At 61.1% G+C, this 15,102-nt stretch carries 18 protein-coding genes; 10 read left to right on the forward strand and 8 right to left on the reverse strand.

What is annotated here, in order from left to right; translation table 11 throughout:
* Positions 1 to 62: 62 nt before the first annotated feature.
* Positions 63 to 1,106, reverse strand: a complete 1,044-nt coding sequence (locus J3O30_RS12985) for an alpha/beta hydrolase (protein ID WP_207580736.1) — start codon at positions 1,104 to 1,106, stop codon at positions 63 to 65.
* A gap of 342 nt (positions 1,107 to 1,448) precedes the next feature.
* Here J3O30_RS12985 and J3O30_RS12990 point away from each other — a divergent pair, with 342 nt between their 5' ends.
* Together J3O30_RS12990 and J3O30_RS12995 are read left to right on the forward strand one after the other, a co-directional pair.
* On the forward strand, positions 1,449 to 3,221 hold the full coding sequence (locus tag J3O30_RS12990) for a cytochrome c biogenesis protein DipZ (protein WP_207580737.1): 1,773 nt from the start codon (positions 1,449 to 1,451) through the stop codon (positions 3,219 to 3,221).
* Between the two features lie 35 nt (positions 3,222 to 3,256).
* A complete protein-coding gene (locus tag J3O30_RS12995) occupies positions 3,257 to 4,015 on the forward strand; it encodes an alpha/beta hydrolase (RefSeq protein WP_207580738.1) in 759 nt (252 codons plus the stop codon).
* 101 nt (positions 4,016 to 4,116) lie between these two features.
* Here J3O30_RS12995 and J3O30_RS13000 read toward each other — a convergent pair whose 3' ends face one another.
* The gene (locus tag J3O30_RS13000; RefSeq protein ID WP_207580739.1) at positions 4,117 to 6,333 is read right to left on the reverse strand and encodes an OmpA family protein; all 2,217 of its coding nucleotides are present in this window, start codon (positions 6,331 to 6,333) and stop codon (positions 4,117 to 4,119) included.
* A 329-nt stretch (positions 6,334 to 6,662) separates the two neighbouring features.
* Between J3O30_RS13000 and J3O30_RS13005 the strand changes: the two genes are divergently transcribed.
* From J3O30_RS13005 to J3O30_RS13020, 4 genes are all read left to right on the forward strand, one after another.
* A complete protein-coding gene (locus tag J3O30_RS13005; RefSeq protein WP_207580740.1) occupies positions 6,663 to 7,436 on the forward strand; it encodes a transporter substrate-binding domain-containing protein in 774 nt (257 codons plus the stop codon).
* 113 nt (positions 7,437 to 7,549) lie between these two features.
* Positions 7,550 to 8,356, forward strand: a complete 807-nt coding sequence (locus tag J3O30_RS13010; protein WP_207580741.1) for an ABC transporter permease — start codon at positions 7,550 to 7,552, stop codon at positions 8,354 to 8,356.
* Positions 8,353 to 9,183, forward strand: a complete 831-nt coding sequence (locus tag J3O30_RS13015; protein WP_207580742.1) for an ABC transporter permease — start codon at positions 8,353 to 8,355, stop codon at positions 9,181 to 9,183. The genes J3O30_RS13010 and J3O30_RS13015 overlap by 4 nt, the downstream gene beginning before the upstream one ends.
* 219 nt (positions 9,184 to 9,402) lie before the next feature.
* On the forward strand, positions 9,403 to 9,669 hold the full coding sequence (locus J3O30_RS13020) for an usg protein (protein WP_164015171.1): 267 nt from the start codon (positions 9,403 to 9,405) through the stop codon (positions 9,667 to 9,669).
* A gap of 18 nt (positions 9,670 to 9,687) precedes the next feature.
* Here J3O30_RS13020 and J3O30_RS13025 read toward each other — a convergent pair whose 3' ends face one another.
* Entirely contained in the window at positions 9,688 to 10,413 is a 726-nt protein-coding gene (locus tag J3O30_RS13025) for a DUF2270 domain-containing protein (RefSeq protein WP_207580743.1), read from the reverse strand.
* A gap of 114 nt (positions 10,414 to 10,527) precedes the next feature.
* On the opposite strand from J3O30_RS13025, the gene J3O30_RS13030 reads away from it, so the two are divergent.
* From J3O30_RS13030 to J3O30_RS13045, 4 genes are all read left to right on the forward strand, one after another.
* Positions 10,528 to 11,346, forward strand: a complete 819-nt coding sequence (locus J3O30_RS13030) for a methyltransferase domain-containing protein (protein ID WP_207580744.1) — start codon at positions 10,528 to 10,530, stop codon at positions 11,344 to 11,346.
* A gap of 101 nt (positions 11,347 to 11,447) precedes the next feature.
* On the forward strand, positions 11,448 to 12,134 hold the full coding sequence (locus J3O30_RS13035) for a glutathione S-transferase family protein (protein WP_207580745.1): 687 nt from the start codon (positions 11,448 to 11,450) through the stop codon (positions 12,132 to 12,134).
* Positions 12,131 to 12,472: a metalloregulator ArsR/SmtB family transcription factor gene (locus J3O30_RS13040; protein ID WP_007629523.1), complete on the forward strand. Its 342-nt coding sequence runs from the start codon at positions 12,131 to 12,133 to the stop codon at positions 12,470 to 12,472. The genes J3O30_RS13035 and J3O30_RS13040 overlap by 4 nt, the downstream gene beginning before the upstream one ends.
* On the forward strand, positions 12,469 to 12,945 hold the full coding sequence (locus J3O30_RS13045) for an SRPBCC family protein (RefSeq protein ID WP_207580746.1): 477 nt from the start codon (positions 12,469 to 12,471) through the stop codon (positions 12,943 to 12,945). The genes J3O30_RS13040 and J3O30_RS13045 overlap by 4 nt, the downstream gene beginning before the upstream one ends.
* 110 nt (positions 12,946 to 13,055) lie before the next feature.
* Here the strand turns inward: J3O30_RS13045 and J3O30_RS13050 are convergent, their stop codons facing one another.
* The 5 genes from J3O30_RS13050 to J3O30_RS13070 are packed head-to-tail and all read right to left on the reverse strand — an operon-like array spanning position 13,056 to position 15,008.
* Complete coding sequence (locus J3O30_RS13050; protein WP_207580747.1) at positions 13,056 to 13,511, reverse strand: DUF1801 domain-containing protein; 456 nt, start codon at positions 13,509 to 13,511, stop codon at positions 13,056 to 13,058.
* A gap of 34 nt (positions 13,512 to 13,545) precedes the next feature.
* Positions 13,546 to 14,016 (reverse strand): DUF1801 domain-containing protein, encoded by a 471-nt coding sequence (locus tag J3O30_RS13055; protein WP_207580748.1) that lies wholly within the window; start codon positions 14,014 to 14,016, stop codon positions 13,546 to 13,548.
* A gap of 11 nt (positions 14,017 to 14,027) precedes the next feature.
* Positions 14,028 to 14,234, reverse strand: a complete 207-nt coding sequence (locus J3O30_RS13060; protein WP_207580749.1) for a hypothetical protein — start codon at positions 14,232 to 14,234, stop codon at positions 14,028 to 14,030.
* Between the two features lie 43 nt (positions 14,235 to 14,277).
* Positions 14,278 to 14,688, reverse strand: a complete 411-nt coding sequence (locus J3O30_RS13065; protein ID WP_207580750.1) for an SRPBCC domain-containing protein — start codon at positions 14,686 to 14,688, stop codon at positions 14,278 to 14,280.
* Positions 14,685 to 15,008, reverse strand: a complete 324-nt coding sequence (locus J3O30_RS13070) for a metalloregulator ArsR/SmtB family transcription factor (RefSeq protein WP_207580751.1) — start codon at positions 15,006 to 15,008, stop codon at positions 14,685 to 14,687. Before J3O30_RS13070 ends, J3O30_RS13065 begins: the two co-directional genes overlap by 4 nt.
* Positions 15,009 to 15,102 lie beyond the last annotated feature (94 nt).

Raw genomic sequence — 15,102 nt, forward strand, 5'->3', positions numbered from 1 at the left:
GGCGGCTGACGCGACCTACGCATATTGCGCTGGCCGGAGCAACGAGTGAACGGCGGCGTCGATCAAAAGCGGTCGACGTCGATGACCGCCTGGGCGAAGGCCTGCGGGGCTTCCTGGGGCAGGTTGTGGCCGATGCCGCCGGCGATCGTGCGATGCTCGTATTTGCCGGAAAACTTTCCGGCATAGGCAGAAGGCTGCGGATGCGGCGCGCCGTTTGCATCCCCCTCCATGGTGATCGTCGGCACCGAAATCGTCGGCAGTGCGGCAAGCCTCGTCTCGTAGTCATCATACTTGGCCTCGCCTTCGACAAGCCCGAGGCGCCAGCGGTAATTGTGAATGACGATTTCGACATGGTCGGGATTGTCGAAGGCGGCGGCCGATCTGTCGAAGGTCGCATCGTCGAAATTCCACTTCGGCGACGCGGTCTGCCAGATGAGCTTTGCGAAATCATGGGTGTTGCTTTCGTAACCCTCACGACCACGCTCGGTTGCAAAATAAAACTGGTACCACCATGCAAGTTCGGCCTTCGGGGGCAGCGGCTTCTTGTTGGCCTCCTGGCTGCCGATCAGGTAGCCGCTCACCGACACCATCGCCTTGCAGCGCTCCGGCCACAATGCCGCCATAATGTTGGCGGTCCGCCCACCCCAGTCATAGCCGGCAACCACCGCCTTCTCGATATCGAGCGCATCGAGCAGCGCAATCATATCGGCAGCCAGCGCCGCCGGCTGGCCATTCCGCGCTGTTGCCTGGTCCAGAAACCTTGTCGTGCCGTACCCGCGCAGATAAGGCACGATCACCCTGTAGCCTGCCGAGGCCAGCAGCGGCGCGACGTCGACAAAACTATAGATGTCGTAAGGCCAGCCGTGCAGCAGCAGCACGACCGGGCCATCCGCCTTGCCCGCCTCGGCATAACCGATATCAAGCACCCCGGCATTCACCTGCTTCAGGGCTTCGAAGGACGTGTTGGTTCCGGCCTTCACCGCAGGTAGGGATACGGCGGGCGACTGCGCGGCGGCCGTTCCGGCCACGCCGAATTCGACCGCCGCAAGGGCGACTGCCGTCATGCCGAAGAAACGGCGGCGGTGATGGTTGATTTGCTCTGACATCGGTCTCTCCTGTCGAATGTTCATGCTCTCAAAAGACATTCCGCTTGTATCACCGGTATGTCGCAAGCCGCCGGCTTTTGAAAGCTGATGTAGTTTCCGGCCGCCGCGATACAATCTGATACAATCGCAGCCTCCGGGTAAAGCATGCAGCGGCGACGACCGGTCGCCGCGACGTCAGTTTGTGTCGCTCTGTATCGCCATCACCTGTCGGCAACACTTCGGTACATTTCCCCGCAAAACCGGACACATCCGGGATACCTCCGCCCGGCCATATCGCAGCCGTTGCTGGTTCAGGCCCATCGCCGTCCAGAGCCCGATCAATCGGTTTCAAAGGAAACGATGATGACACTTCTGATCATTGCCTATCTCGGAGGCGCGCTGACGATCCTCAGCCCGTGCATCCTCCCCGTCCTCCCTTTCGTCTTCGCCCGTGCCGGACAGCCTTTCGTCAGGAGCACGCTGCCGATGCTGGCCGGCATGGCCACCACCTTCGCGCTGGTCGCCACGCTGGCGGCCGTCGGCGGCAGCTGGGCCATCCGCGCCAATGAATATGGCCGCCTGGCCGCGATCGTCCTACTGGCGCTCTTTGGCGCAAGTCTGCTGTCGCCGCGTTTTGCCAGCACCCTTGCCCGGCCGATCGTCGATCTCGGCAACAATCTGGTGAATGCCAGCCGCAGTGGCCGCACCGCGCCGACGGTGAAGAGCGCCCTCCTCCTCGGCGTCGCCACCGGTCTGCTTTGGGCGCCTTGCGCCGGCCCGATCCTCGGCCTTGTTCTGACCGGCGCCGCCTTGCAGGGCGCCAACCTGCAAACGACCTTCCTGCTGGCAGCCTATGCCGCCGGCGCCGCAAGCTCGCTTGCCGTCGCCCTGCTTGTCGGCGGCAAGATATTCGCTGCCATGAAGCGTTCGCTCGGCGTCGGCGACCGGATTCGCCAAGTGCTCGGCGCTGCGGTACTCGCTGGCGTCGCCGTCATCGCCTTTGGCCTCGACACCAGCCTGCTGGCGCGGCTGTCCTATGCCAGCACCGCATCGCTGGAACAGGCCGTGCTCGACAGGCTGCATGCAAAGCCGTTTGGTGCAGCCTCCGAAGTGGCGAGCAACGACGTGACGATCCCTGCTGCCGATGTGAAGAAGCCCTTCCGCAGCGATCTGCCGGTCGAAGGTCATGCACCGTCGTTCGGCGGCGCGGTCGAATGGCTGAATTCCGAGCCTCTGACCACCGAACAGCTGCGGGGCAAAGTCGTGCTCGTCGATTTTTGGACCTATTCCTGCATCAATTGCATTCGTACCATCCCCTATGTCAGGGCCTGGGCGGAAAAATATGTGGACCAGGGCCTCGTGGTGATCGGCGTCCATGCCCCGGAATTTGCCTTCGAGAAGAAGATCGACAACGTCAAGAAGGCGGTCGCCGACTTCAAGATCGGCTATCCCGTCGCCATCGACAATGACTACAAGATCTGGCGCGCCTTCGAAAACAGCTACTGGCCCGCCGCCTATCTGATCGATGCCAAGGGTCAGATCCGCTACCACCATTTCGGCGAAGGCAATTATGGCACGACCGAGAAGGCCATTCAGGACCTGTTGCGCGAGGCCGGCAGCCAGACGGCGGCAAGCGCTGCGGTCGCGCCGGATGCCACGGGCGCGGAAGCAGGCCCTGACCTTGGCAATATCCGCTCCGGCGAAACCTATATCGGCTACGCACAGGCAGCAAATTTCGCCTCTCCGGAAGGGCTGCAGGCCGACGCCGCACAAAATTATTCGATCGCCGAACCCGGCCTCAACGGCTGGGGCCTGTCCGGAACCTGGACTGTCGGCAAAGATCAGGCGACGCTTGATCAGCCGGGCGGCGGCATTGCCTATCGTTTCAGCGCCCGCGACCTGCATCTCGTACTAGGGCCCGGCGCCGACGCCAAACCGATCCGCTTCCAGGTGACGGTCGACGGCAAGGCGCCGGGAGCGGACCACGGCTCCGACATCGATGCCGAAGGCAACGGCGTGGTGAGCGCGACCAAGCTTTACCAACTTGTCCGCCAGTCCGGCCCCGTCGTCGCCCGCAACTTCGAGATCCGTTTCCTCGACCCCGGCGTCCAGGCCTACGCCTTCACCTTCGGCTGAATCCGGAACGTAACATCACCCAAGGAGTAACACCCATGAATAGACGCCTCATTTTCACGGCCGCCCTTGCTTTCGCCACCACCGGCATCGCCTTCGCGGCGGAAGCTGCCGCGGTCAAGAACATCGTGATCGTCCACGGCGCGCTCGCCGACGGTTCGGGATGGCGCAAGGCGACCGAGATTCTCGAAAAACGCGGCTTCAACGTCACCATCGTCCAGGAGCCGATCACCTCGCTCGAAGACGATGTGGCGGCGACGAAGCGGGTTCTCGACCTGCAGGAGGGACCGAGCCTGCTTGTCGGTCACAGCTATGGCGGCATGGTCATCACGCAAGCTGGCAACGATCCCAGTGTCGCAGGCCTCGTCTATGTCGCAGCGTTCCAGCCCGACAAGGGTGAAAGCCTGCTGAGCCTCGCCAGTTCGAAGCCCGCCGGCAGCATGGATATAAGGGAAACCAAGGACGGCAAATATCTCTATCTCGATCCGGGTGCCTTTGCTGCGGATTTCGCAGCCGACCTTCCGCAAGCCGAGGCTGATTTCATGGCCAGGGCGCAGGTCTTCGCCGCCAAGCAGGCCTTCTCCGCCAAGGTCTCAGACCCGGCATGGCGCACGAAACCGAGTTGGTCGATCGTCGCCACGCAGGATCGCTCTATCAATCCCGAGCTGGAGCGCGACATGGCAAAACGCGCCGGCAGCGATGTGACCGAGATCAAAGCAAGCCACGCCGTCTTCGCATCCCAGCCGGAGAAGGTCGCCGACACCATCGAAAAGGCTGCCAGGAAAGCCGGCGAGTAAAACCGGCAGGATGGCAGCAGCTTCCCTTGCCCGGTCCGCCGAGGAGAAAAAAGACAGACAACTGAATGCCCCTCTCCGGTTCTGGAGAGGGGCAACAGCATTTACTTGGCAGCGACAGGCCGAACCAGCGCCGTGACGCGGCGGATGGTCACGCGGCGGTTTTCCTGTTCAGGGTCTGTTGTGTTGACCTTCAGATATTGTTCGCCGTAACCCTGGGTCGCCAGGTTCTCCGGCGGGATGCCGTAAACGTCGGAGAGTACGTTGGCGACCGATTCCGCCCGTTGGTCGGAGAGGATGAGGTTGCTCTGGTCGGAGCCGACCGCATCGGTATGACCTTCGATCAGGAAGGTCTCGCTCGGATCCCTCTTGAGCACCTGGCTGATTGCGTCGGCGACCTTGCGCAACGTCCGCGCCTGGGTCATCGGGATATCGGCACTGCCGGTCGCGAAGGTGATCGTGTCGAGGTCGATGCGGCGCACCTTGTCACGGATACGCGCCGAATACTTCACCTCGTCGAGCGAATAGACACGCTCGACCGGCTCGACCGGCGGCTCGCTCAGGAACTCGTAATAGTCCCGATTCGGATCGCTGCGGGTGTCGATGATATAGTCGTCGAGCGGCACACGCAGCCGCATCGGCGGCAGGTCGGCGCCCGGATCCTCGAAATAATCGCGGTCCGGATCGTCATAGAGTTCCTGGGAGTAGTAGAGCACATTCTCGCGTCCCCGGGCATCGACACGCGACCGCTGGATGATGTCGCCATAGCGGTTGCGGATCGTCACGATGCGATAGCCTTCCGGCCGTGTGATCGTCTCGCGGTAGCGATCACCAGACAGCTCCTCGTAGTTCGGCCGTTCGCCGTCACGCAGGAACCGCCTGTCGTCGTCGCTACGCACGATGACCTGGTTATTGTATTGAATGATCACGCGGTTTTGGTCGCTGCGGTCGTCGATGCGCGCGCCATCAGGACGGATGAATTGCGGCCGCTCGTCGAGCCTCGTGCCCTTCTCGCGGGTCACCGCCTCGATCTTGACGGAGGGCTGCGCCACGCCGCCAGTGGCGGCTTGCGCTTCGGCATCCGAGGTCGGCACCTTGAAGTCCTTGCTGTCGGCGCGCTGCTTGTCGCGATCGCGGCGGCCTTCCCGGCCCTTGCTGCGGTCGGCATCCTTGTCGCTGTCGAGCACGGCCGCGCCGTTCTCGACCGGCAGCACGACGGTTTCGTTGCTTTTGGCTGGGTCCGCGGCGATCTTCTTGCGGCGCTCCAGCTCTTCGGGCGAAGCCTTTTCCGGCGCCGGAATGGCCTGCTTAACCTGCTGGCCGCCGCTGGCATCCGGCAGCGGCTGGGCAGTGCCGGTCGCGGGCGCGGCCGGCTGCTCGCCGGCGGGCTGTTCACCGGCAGGCTTGGCTGCGGTGCCGTCCTTCGGCTTTTCGGCGGGTGCGGCCTCCGGAGCCGCCGCCTTGTCTTCGGGCGCTTTCACTTCGCCAGGCTTGTCTCCAGGCGCTTTCTCTTGGCCCGCCTTGTCTGCATTCGACTTGTCTGCGGGCGCAGCCGTCTCGCCCTTTGTCGGCTTCTTCTCGGCCGGCGCCTCGGCGGCAGGTTTTGCCTCCGGCTTGACTTCGGGTTTGGCTTGTTCCTCGGTCGGCGTCACAGCTTCGGGCGCAGCCGTCTCGGCCTTGCCCTTGGCTTTATCTTTGCCTTGGCCCTTGTCCTGTCCTTTAGCCCGCTTGCCGCCGTCCGGCTTGGCTTCCGGCTGCGCCTGCTCCGTCTCCGGCTGCACTTCCTTTGCGGCCGGCTGCTGTTCGGGCTGCGGTTGAGCCTCCGGCTCGGCCTGCTTCTTCGGCTTCTTCGGCTTTTCCTGCGTTACCGGCTGCTCCTGCTGCGGCTCGGCCTCCGGTTTTGCCTCGGGCTGGGCTTCCTGCTTGGACTTTCGCTCTGGCTTGCTTTCGGCCTGCGGCGCGGGCTCTGCCTTCGGCGCGGCTTCGGCCTTGGGCGGTTCCGGCTCTGCCTTGGGTTCGGGCGCCGGCGCCTCCTTCCGCTCAGCCTTCGGCTTTTCGGCCGGCGCCTCCTTCGGTTGCTCGGCGGCCGGCGCCTGTTCGGCCGGAGCTTGCTCCTTCTGTTTGTGCTTCTTCTTCAGCAATTCCTCTTCGGAAGGCGCGTCCTGCGCCACCTCGAAGCTGCCTTGTTCGACTTGCCGCACGGCTGGCGCCTGCGTCGCGACGTCGCGCACGGCAGCCATTGCCGATGCCGGCTGGAACGCCAGCGAAAGGGAAAGCAACGGAAAAGCCGCGCTTGCGAACAATCTTGATTTCATGCCCATCGGGTTTCCTCGATCCTGGTTGAGCTTCTTAAAGGCCGATAGGCCCCGGTTCCGCCCCTAGCTTTGCATTGAGGCGAAACGGCGGAATGGCAATCGCCGAACCGCCGATTTGTTCCGGTTCTAGGAAGCCGCGGATTAACCTCGCGTGAATGTTGCAGTCTGCCGGCGTTCATCTCGCCTGCTATTTGCACCGCCCAATTGCGATGGGATTTGTGTTGCAATTCCATCAAAAAAAGTCTGATTATCGCCGCAAGGCGGTCTAGGTACCGTTGAATTGCGGCCGTCAGCCACGAGAAAAACAGCGGCGGCTACCAACAGAGAGGATCCTCATGCATATCTCCACCCGTATTTTCGCGGCAGCCTCGATCGCGGCGATGTCCCTTTTCGCTGGCTCGGCCATGGCCGATGGCGAAAAGTATGTGATCGGCACCGATTCGACCTATCCGCCCTTCGAGTTCGTCGATGCCAGCGGCACGATCCAGGGCTTCGACATCGACATCACCAAGGCGCTCTGCGCTGAGATGAAGGCTGAATGCTCCTTCGTCAGCACCGACTGGGACGGCATCATCCCGGCGCTCAACGCCAAGAAGTTCGACATGATCGTTTCCTCCATGTCGATCACCCCGGAGCGTCTGAAGCTCGTCGATTTCTCCAACAAGTACTACAACACCCCGCCAGCCATCGCCGTGCCGAAGGATTCGACGATTACTGACGTTGCCGGGCTCAAGGGCAAGGTGATCGGCGCGCAGACCTCCACGACGCACGCCAACTATGCCGAGAAGCATCTGGCCGACACCGAACTGAAGCTCTACCCCACCGCTGACGAATACAAGCTCGACGTCTCCAGCGGCCGTGTCGACGCCGTCATCGACGACGTCGTGGTTCTCTCCGAATGGGTCAAATCCGACGCCGGCGCCTGCTGCAAGATCTTGACGACTCTGCCGGTCGACAAGGAAATCAACGGCAACGGCGCCGGCATTGCCATCCGCAAGGGCGATCCGCTCAAGGAAAAACTGAACACGGCGATCGCTGCGATCCGCGCCAGCGGTGAGTACAAGAAGATCCAGGACAAGTACTTCGACTTCGACGTTTACGGCGAATAAGAAATTCGCTATCTGGCCAATCAAGGTAATGGCGGAAGGCTTGCTCTTCCGCCATTTTTGTTTGACAAAGATAGCAAGATCAAAACGGCAAAAGCCGTGAGGGGAATTATCGCATGGGCGGATTATTTTCCGCGCTCGGCTCCTTCTGGAGCTCACTTGTGCACATTTTCGATCCGTTATGCGGACCCGTTGGCATCTTCACCTGGCTAGGTCAGTCGACGATTCTTGCCTGTGGCGATACCGGCTGGGGCGACGAGATCGCGCTTGGCCTGCAGGTGACCGTTTCGGTGGCAATCGTCACCCTACCGATCGGCCTCGTCATCGGCTTCCTAGTGGCGCTCGGCCAGCAGTCGGAAGAAAAATCGCTTCGGCTGGCGGCCGGCATCTACACGACGATCTTCCGAGGCCTGCCGGAGCTTCTGACGCTCTTCATCATCTATTACGGCATGCAGATGCTGATCCAGTCTCTGCTGACCTTCGTCGGTTATGACGGGCCGCCGGTCGAGATCAACGCCTTCCTCGCCGGCGTCATCGCGCTTTCGGTGGTCTTCTCCGCCTACTGTTCGGAAGTATTGCTCTCAGCCTTTCGCGCCATTCCCAAGGGGCAGTATGAGGCAGGCGATGCGCTTGGACTGCATAGCGGTCGCACGCTGCGCCTGATCATCCTGCCGCAGCTCGTGCGCATCGCGCTGCCGGGCCTGACGAACCTCTGGATGGTGCTCCTGAAGGACACCTCCTACGTCTCAATCATCAGTCTTGCCGATATCCTGCGCCAGACAAGTGTCGCCGTGCGCGTGACCAAAGAACCCTTCTTCTTCTATGGCCTGGCCTGCTGTCTCTATCTGGTGCTCGCCATTCTCTCCTCCTTTCTGCTCGTCTATGTCGAGCGGTGGGCCAGACGTTCGGAGATCCGCCGATGAGCTACGCCGAAACGCTGATCCCGCCGCAGCCCGCACCTCGCGAAGTGATGAAGCCGATGACGCCGGCGCGTATGGCCGGCTATATTTTTGTCGCCGTCTGGGCAGTATTCGGCGCGCTGCTGGTGATCTCCGTCGTCAACGGCTGGGATCCGGAAAAATTCACCCGCTACGGACCGCGCTATCTCCACGGTCTCGGGGTCACACTCAGCCTCGTTTTCATTTCCGTGATCTGCGGCGCAGTTCTGTCGCTGCCGCTTGCCGCAGCGCGCATGTCGAAGAACCGGTTGCTGAATGCGCTCGCCTACGGCTACATCTATTTCTTCCGCGGCACGCCGCTGCTTGCCCAGTTGTTCCTGGTTTATTACGGCCTCGGCGTTTTCCGGCCGCAGCTTGAAACCGTCGGTATCTGGTGGTTCTTCCGCGAAGCTTGGTATTGCGGCCTTTTTGCCATGACCATCAATACCGCGGCCTACCAGGCGGAAATCCTGCGCGGCGCCATCGAAAGCGTATCGCATGGCCAGCACGAGGCGGCCGCGGCCCTCGGCATCCACCGGTTCATCGCTTTCCGCAAGATCATTCTGCCGCAGGCTCTCATCGTCGCACTCCGCCCTTATGGCAACGAAATCATCCTGCTGATCAAGGGCTCGGCGGTCGTCGCCATCATCACCGTGCTCGACCTGATGGGCGAAACCCGCTACGCCTTCTCCCGCACCTTTGACTACCAGACCTATCTCTGGGCAGCGATCTTCTACCTCGTCATCGTCGAGGCGCTGCGCCATCTCTGGGCTTGGATCGAACGCCGCTTGACCCGGCATCTCAAGCGCTGATGCATGCCGCCCGAAGGTGTCTCACGGTTTTCAGACAACAGCGTGCATCAATGAGAACCGACGTGGCAGCACTCCCCACTATATGCTGCTAATCTATTGATATTAAAAATCAATTGTCCTTTTATGAAGTATCTGTAAAGCTTCCGTTAACCACTCGCATGTTTCCATATCACGTAGCGCTAATAAGCGCGCGAGTGGGAACGAGAAGAAGTGAACACGATGCACAAGGACATGGAAAAACAACTGAAGGGCTATGGTCTGACGACCGCCCAGATCCTCTACCACCTGCCGGATCATCCGGCGATCCTACAGACTTATGTCTGGCAGGATTATGATCTCGCCCCCGATTTTCCTGAAATGCGCGGCTTTCTGAAATTTTGGGAAGAAAAGCTCGACGGACCGCTGCATTCGGTGCGCTATGTCCACCGCAAGCTGATCTCGCCAACCGAGTGGCGGGCGCTGAAAGGAGAGTTCATCCTGCACTGATCCGGCCCCTACCCACCATCAGACATGTGCCTCGCCATGGCCGAATTCACCTTGGTCACGGACCGGGCGGAGCGCAAAGCAGAGGATGCTGAGGTAGAAGACGATGACGATGATGATGACCGCAAGGCCGGGAATAGGCCCCAGCACCGCATTATCGATGACATAGGTCCAGGACTGCGCCTGTAGCGCCGGCATGCCCTCCGTTTGCAATTTCGGCGTCGAGATCTTCAGGCACCAGGCGAGAAACAGGATAGAATACATCCAACCATAGTTCCGTTTGAGCCGGCGGTGCATCGCGTCCCAGTAGCTGAGCAGGAAACGCGGCTTGCGCAGGCTGCTGGCGATCACCGAGGCCCATTCTCTGCCGACCCCCGCCTCCGGCGCCAAAATCTGCGCGAAATAGCAGCGCTCGATCTGGCGAATGCGGGCTCGGTAGATGTCGAAGAAGCGGTAGCGCCGCGCTTCGATGATCAGAAGCAGCGTCACCAGCATCATCCCGAACAGCAGCACGCCGTGATGCGAGGTCGGCGTCGACAGCGACACCGAAAGCAGCGCCGCGACCACGGTGATCGCCCAGTTGGACGTTCGGTCGATACGGTCGCGCCAACTCGTCATCCGCCCGAGTTCACCGCGGTAATAATGGCTAAGCGTGTTGGTGATCTCGCCTGGCGTGCCAGGCAGCAGCAATGCCCGTGCAGCCTCCCCTTCAGGTAGCAATGACGGCCGTTCTTGCTCCGATTTCATCGGTATTCCTCCCTTCGTCTTCTTTGCGCCCATTCTGCGCTCGCAGCAGCGCCATTGCAAAACTTCGAAAGCCGCCTTAGACGCATGCCTGAAACAAAAGGACGATGGACCGCGATGGCAAAGAAGATCGACGAAGAAGCCCTTGGCGAGGCCTATAACCGCGCTCTGGCGCTGGAAAAGGCCGGCGATGTCGACGCGGCGGTGGCAGCCTATGAGGAAGTCCTGGCAATCGATCCCGACGATCACGGCGGTGCCGCCGTGCGCATCGCCGCCATGGGCCGCGGCGAAACTCCTGCCAGGGCGCCTGACGCCTATGTCGAAACCCTGTTCGACCAGCATGCCGAGGTTTTCGAGGACGTACTTGTCGAGCAGCTCGGCTATCACGTGCCGATGCTGGTGCGCCAGCGCCTGCAGGCGCTGAAGCTCGGACCGTTCAAGCGGCTGCTCGATCTCGGCTGCGGCACGGGCCTGACCGGCGGCGCACTGCGCGACCTCTGCGCCGACATGACCGGCATCGACCTATCGGAGAAGATGGTCGAGATTGCCCATGAGAAGGATCTCTACGAAACCCTCTTCGTCGCCGAGGTCGAAGATTTCCTCGACGACAACGACGAGGACGCCTTCGACATCATCACAGCCACCGACGTACTGCCCTATCTCGGCGCACTCGAACCGCTGTTCTTCGGCGCCGCCGAGAACCTGACGTCGGGCGGCCTGTTCATCTTCTCCTCGGAAACCGTGCCGGACGCCACTCTCGCTGGCCGCGCCTACATGGTCGGTCCGCATCAGCGCTTCGCCCATGCCGACGCCTATGTGAAAGAACGCCTGGCGGCCACCGGTTTCGAACTCGTCGAGATATCGGATATCAACGTGCGCATGGAAGACGGCCAGCCGACACCCGGCCATTTGGTGGTCGCAAGATATATTGGCTGATGGCGATACTTGCGCGATTGGCAAACTATCTGTTGTGCTATACCGGCCGACCTGATACTTAGTCGAACGGTAAAGTTTATCACAACAGGAAAGGTCGCCGCATGTCGCTCGTGTTCTATGGGCATCCGCTCGCCTCCTTCTGCCACAAGGTGCTGATCGCGCTTTACGAAAACGGCACACCCTTCGAAAATCGTCTCGTCGATCTGTCCGACGAGAGCTCGCGTTCCGATCTCTTCCGCTTCTGGCCGATCGGCAAGATGCCGCTGCTGCGGGACGAGGCGCGCGACAGCACCATTCCCGAGACGTCGATCATCATCGAATATCTCGAGCACTACTATCCTGGCCCCGTTCGCCTGCTGCCGCTTGAGATCGACCGGGCGCTGCAGGTCCGCCTCTGGGATCGATTCTTCGACCATTATGTCCAGGCGCCGATGCAGGCGCTCGTCAGCAATCGCCGGCGCCCCGAGGGCACGGCTGATGAAATCGAGGTGACCGCCGCCAAGGCGACACTCGCCACTGCCTATGCGATGATCGAAAAGCAGCTCGCCGACAAACAATGGATAGCGGGCGACGGCTTCACCATGGCCGATTGCGCCGCAGCCCCGTCGCTCTTCTATGCCGAGACGCTGGTTCCGTTTTCAGCGGAGCAGCCGAACCTTCGCGCCTATTACGATCGGCTGCTGACGCGCCCCTCCTTTGCACGGGCACTGGACGAGGCCCGCCCCTACTTCAAGTTCTACCCCTATAAAGAGCGGTTGCCCGCCCGTTTCCGGGATGCCGCTGGATGATCGAAAGCCAGGCCGATCTCGACCGCATGTTCCACGCGCTATCCGACCGCAGCCGGCGCGGCATGATCGATCGCCTCGGCCGTGGCCCGGCTTCGGTCACCGAGCTGGCCGCGCCGCTCGCGGTGGCCTTGCCGACGGTAATGAAACATCTGCAGGTGCTGGAGCATAGTGGCCTCGTGCTCTCGGAGAAATCCGGCCGGGTTCGAACCTACCGCCTGCAGCAGGATGCGCTTGCCACCGTCGAGCGCTGGGTGGAACAGCGAAAGAGCCGCTGGACGACTACCTTCGATAGGCTGGATCAATTTCTCGCCGAAGAACCGGAGAGCTTTTCCGAATGACGACACGATCTGCCGAACATGCCACCCTCGTCATCGAGCGCCGCCTGAAAGCACCGGTCGGCCGTGTCTTCCGCGCCTGGTCGACGCTGGAGGCAAAGCGTCAATGGTTCGCCTGCCACGGCGAATGGGTTCCGCTGGATTACAGGCTCGATTTCCGTCCCGGCGGTACCGAGCGAAACCATGTCGCCGATACGGACGGGCTCCTGCACGCTTTTGACGCCCATTACATCGATATCGTGCCTGACACCCGTATCATCTATGCCTATGAGATGAAGCTCGGCGAAAGGCGCATCTCCGCCTCGCTCGCCACAATCACCTTCGAAGCTGAACCCCACGGCACGAAAATGGTCTTCACCGAGCAGGTAGTCTTCCTCGACGGCTACGCCGACAACGGCGCCCGCCTCCAGGGCACGGAGATCGGCCTCGACAATCTCGAACTCTTTCTCGAGCGCGAGGCGAACCCGATCCATTAAAGCGCGTCGCGATCTTTCAGATTCGCTCTTCGCGCTTTAGGTCTTTGTTTTTACGCTGTCGCTATCGCTAAACTGCTGCACACTTTTGCGCGAAATGCTTTAGCGAAACCTCATGTTCCGCTTGATTTCTTCCGCGACACGGCAGTCTTTGATAACGTGTTCAGCGCTGCGGCGGCACGAACGAGCGCCTTCAGCGCCTCCTCGTCGATCGTGTCGCCTTGATGGAAATCGATGGCGCGCCGGGTGTTGCCTTCGAGGCTGGAGTTGAACAGTCCCGTGGGATCCTCCAGCGAGGCGCCCTTGGCGAAGGTCAGTTTCACCACGCTCTTGTAAGTTTCGCCGGTGCAGATGATCCCGGCGCGCTCCCATACCGGAACTCCTCGCCACTTCCATTCCTCAAGCACCTCGGGCACGGCCTGCTTGATCAGCATTCGGACCTGGGCAAGCTTCTCGCCCCGCCAGTCTCCCAGTTCCTCGATCCTCGCATCGATCAACTGAGAGGGGGACGTTTCCTCGCTTGCTTCCCCGGAATCGCTTTTCTTCATGGTTGCTGACGCTTTCTTCATGGTTCCTCCCACCCGTCGTTCGAGTGCTATTTGTTTACATCCGTTCGCCGGGCAAGCGGCTGGCCTGCTCCATCCAGGCGGCAAGCTGGGCTTCGTCGATTTCGTCCTCCTCGCGGATATCGAGGTAGCGCACTTCCTTCTGCTTGGAATGGCCGGGCGGCAGAGGATGCAGCGACGTACCCCGGAAAAAGGCCACCTTGACGTATTTGGCGAAGCAGTGAACGCTGAGAAACCAGCCCCGCTCTTCGATGCCATAGAGAGGCGAGTTCCATTTGACCGCCTTGTTCACACCCGGCACAGTGTGCGTGATCAGCGCGTCGAGACGGCGTCCGACGGCGCTTTTCCAGTCCGGAATGGCAGCGATATAGGCCTGCACAGGAGCATCGCCATAACCCTTGGCGATCTGCGGGTTGCCTCCCGAGAGGAGCTTCGGCTCCGCCGCAGCCGGCTGAGTGGCTGTCTTCTTTCTGATCTTCGCTGCGGTATTGGAAGTCTTGCCGGCCATTGCCTTCACTCCTACCTGCCGCGCCATCTGGCAGCATAAGGCAGCATGAACAGGTAAAGACCGGTCAGCAATAGCAGGCCAAGCGGCAGCAGCGCCAAGAGGCCTACCCAGACGATCGATTTCTCCTGGACCATCGCGACGATATTGAGAATGACCGCCATGGTAAAGGCAACGGACAGCCAGCGGTGGGTCTGCCGCAACCAGTTGTTCCATTTCAATGGCACCTCCCGCGTTTAAGATCAGCCCCGGCGATGAGCGGCCTTACTCCGTCCGCGCCAGCACCTGCTCCAGATTTGCGAAGAACTGTGTCCACCCGCTCCTGGCGCCCTGAAAAGCCTGCCGCTGATCCGGCCGGAACCCCGACTGCTCCATGCGCAGGTGCGTGCCCGTGCCGGTCGGAGTGAGAGTCCAGGTAACGGTGCTTTCGAGACCATAGGCATCCCAGCTGTAGGACAGGGTCTTGTTCGGCTCGACTTCCAGGACCTTACAGTCGACGGAACCCCAATCTGCGCTGAACTTGAAGCGGTGGTCGGCGACCGGCTTGAAGTCGCTCTTCATCAGCCATTCCTGGATCAGGTGCGGCTGGGTCAGCGCCCGCCAGATCTTCTCCGAGGGAAATGGGATTTCCCTTTCGATGACGACTGCGCGTGTTTCGGTCGATGTGTCGGTCATTGATCCATCCTTTTCAGCAAATCTTCGAGATCATTGAAGCGGCTTTGCCAGAACCCGGCCATCTCACTCGTCCAGTCGACCAGTGGTGCCAGCGCGCCCAGCTGCGCGCTGTAATGCGTCTGGCGCCCTTCGTGGCGGTCGCGCACCAATCCAGCCTGCTTTAGTATGCCGAGATGTTTTGAGACGACCGGCTGAGAAACCCCGGCCCGAGCCGTCAGAGCCCCGACCGTCTTCTCTCCTTCGCGGCACAGCCGCTCGAAAAGAGCCCGCCGTGTCGGATCAGCGAGCGTTTTGAAGAGCGCGTCTTGAGCATCGGACATTCGAATTCATACCTATTCAGCTATGGATTCATTCATAGCCAATGAGGCATGCGTGAGTCAAGAGGCAAACGACGAGCGAAAAGAATTAGCAGGC

Source organism: Rhizobium sp. NZLR1, assembly GCF_017357385.1.
Taxonomy (GTDB): Bacteria; Pseudomonadota; Alphaproteobacteria; order Rhizobiales; family Rhizobiaceae; genus Rhizobium.

Bases quoted from the DNA above. Each gene is read 5' to 3' on its own strand.
- J3O30_RS12985 (WP_207580736.1), bottom strand. From the start codon at position 1,106: ATGTCAGAGCAAATCAACCATCACCGCCGCCGTTTCTTCGGCATGACG.
- J3O30_RS12990 (WP_207580737.1), top strand. From the start codon at position 1,449: ATGACACTTCTGATCATTGCCTATCTCGGAGGCGCGCTGACGATCCTC.
- J3O30_RS12995 (WP_207580738.1), top strand. From the start codon at position 3,257: ATGAATAGACGCCTCATTTTCACGGCCGCCCTTGCTTTCGCCACCACC.
- J3O30_RS13000 (WP_207580739.1), bottom strand. From the start codon at position 6,333: ATGGGCATGAAATCAAGATTGTTCGCAAGCGCGGCTTTTCCGTTGCTT.
- J3O30_RS13005 (WP_207580740.1), top strand. From the start codon at position 6,663: ATGCATATCTCCACCCGTATTTTCGCGGCAGCCTCGATCGCGGCGATG.
- J3O30_RS13010 (WP_207580741.1), top strand. From the start codon at position 7,550: ATGGGCGGATTATTTTCCGCGCTCGGCTCCTTCTGGAGCTCACTTGTG.
- J3O30_RS13015 (WP_207580742.1), top strand. From the start codon at position 8,353: ATGAGCTACGCCGAAACGCTGATCCCGCCGCAGCCCGCACCTCGCGAA.
- J3O30_RS13020 (WP_164015171.1), top strand. From the start codon at position 9,403: ATGCACAAGGACATGGAAAAACAACTGAAGGGCTATGGTCTGACGACC.
- J3O30_RS13025 (WP_207580743.1), bottom strand. From the start codon at position 10,413: ATGAAATCGGAGCAAGAACGGCCGTCATTGCTACCTGAAGGGGAGGCT.
- J3O30_RS13030 (WP_207580744.1), top strand. From the start codon at position 10,528: ATGGCAAAGAAGATCGACGAAGAAGCCCTTGGCGAGGCCTATAACCGC.
- J3O30_RS13035 (WP_207580745.1), top strand. From the start codon at position 11,448: ATGTCGCTCGTGTTCTATGGGCATCCGCTCGCCTCCTTCTGCCACAAG.
- J3O30_RS13040 (WP_007629523.1), top strand. From the start codon at position 12,131: ATGATCGAAAGCCAGGCCGATCTCGACCGCATGTTCCACGCGCTATCC.
- J3O30_RS13045 (WP_207580746.1), top strand. From the start codon at position 12,469: ATGACGACACGATCTGCCGAACATGCCACCCTCGTCATCGAGCGCCGC.
- J3O30_RS13050 (WP_207580747.1), bottom strand. From the start codon at position 13,511: ATGAAGAAAGCGTCAGCAACCATGAAGAAAAGCGATTCCGGGGAAGCA.
- J3O30_RS13055 (WP_207580748.1), bottom strand. From the start codon at position 14,016: ATGGCCGGCAAGACTTCCAATACCGCAGCGAAGATCAGAAAGAAGACA.
- J3O30_RS13065 (WP_207580750.1), bottom strand. From the start codon at position 14,688: ATGACCGACACATCGACCGAAACACGCGCAGTCGTCATCGAAAGGGAA.
- J3O30_RS13070 (WP_207580751.1), bottom strand. From the start codon at position 15,008: ATGTCCGATGCTCAAGACGCGCTCTTCAAAACGCTCGCTGATCCGACA.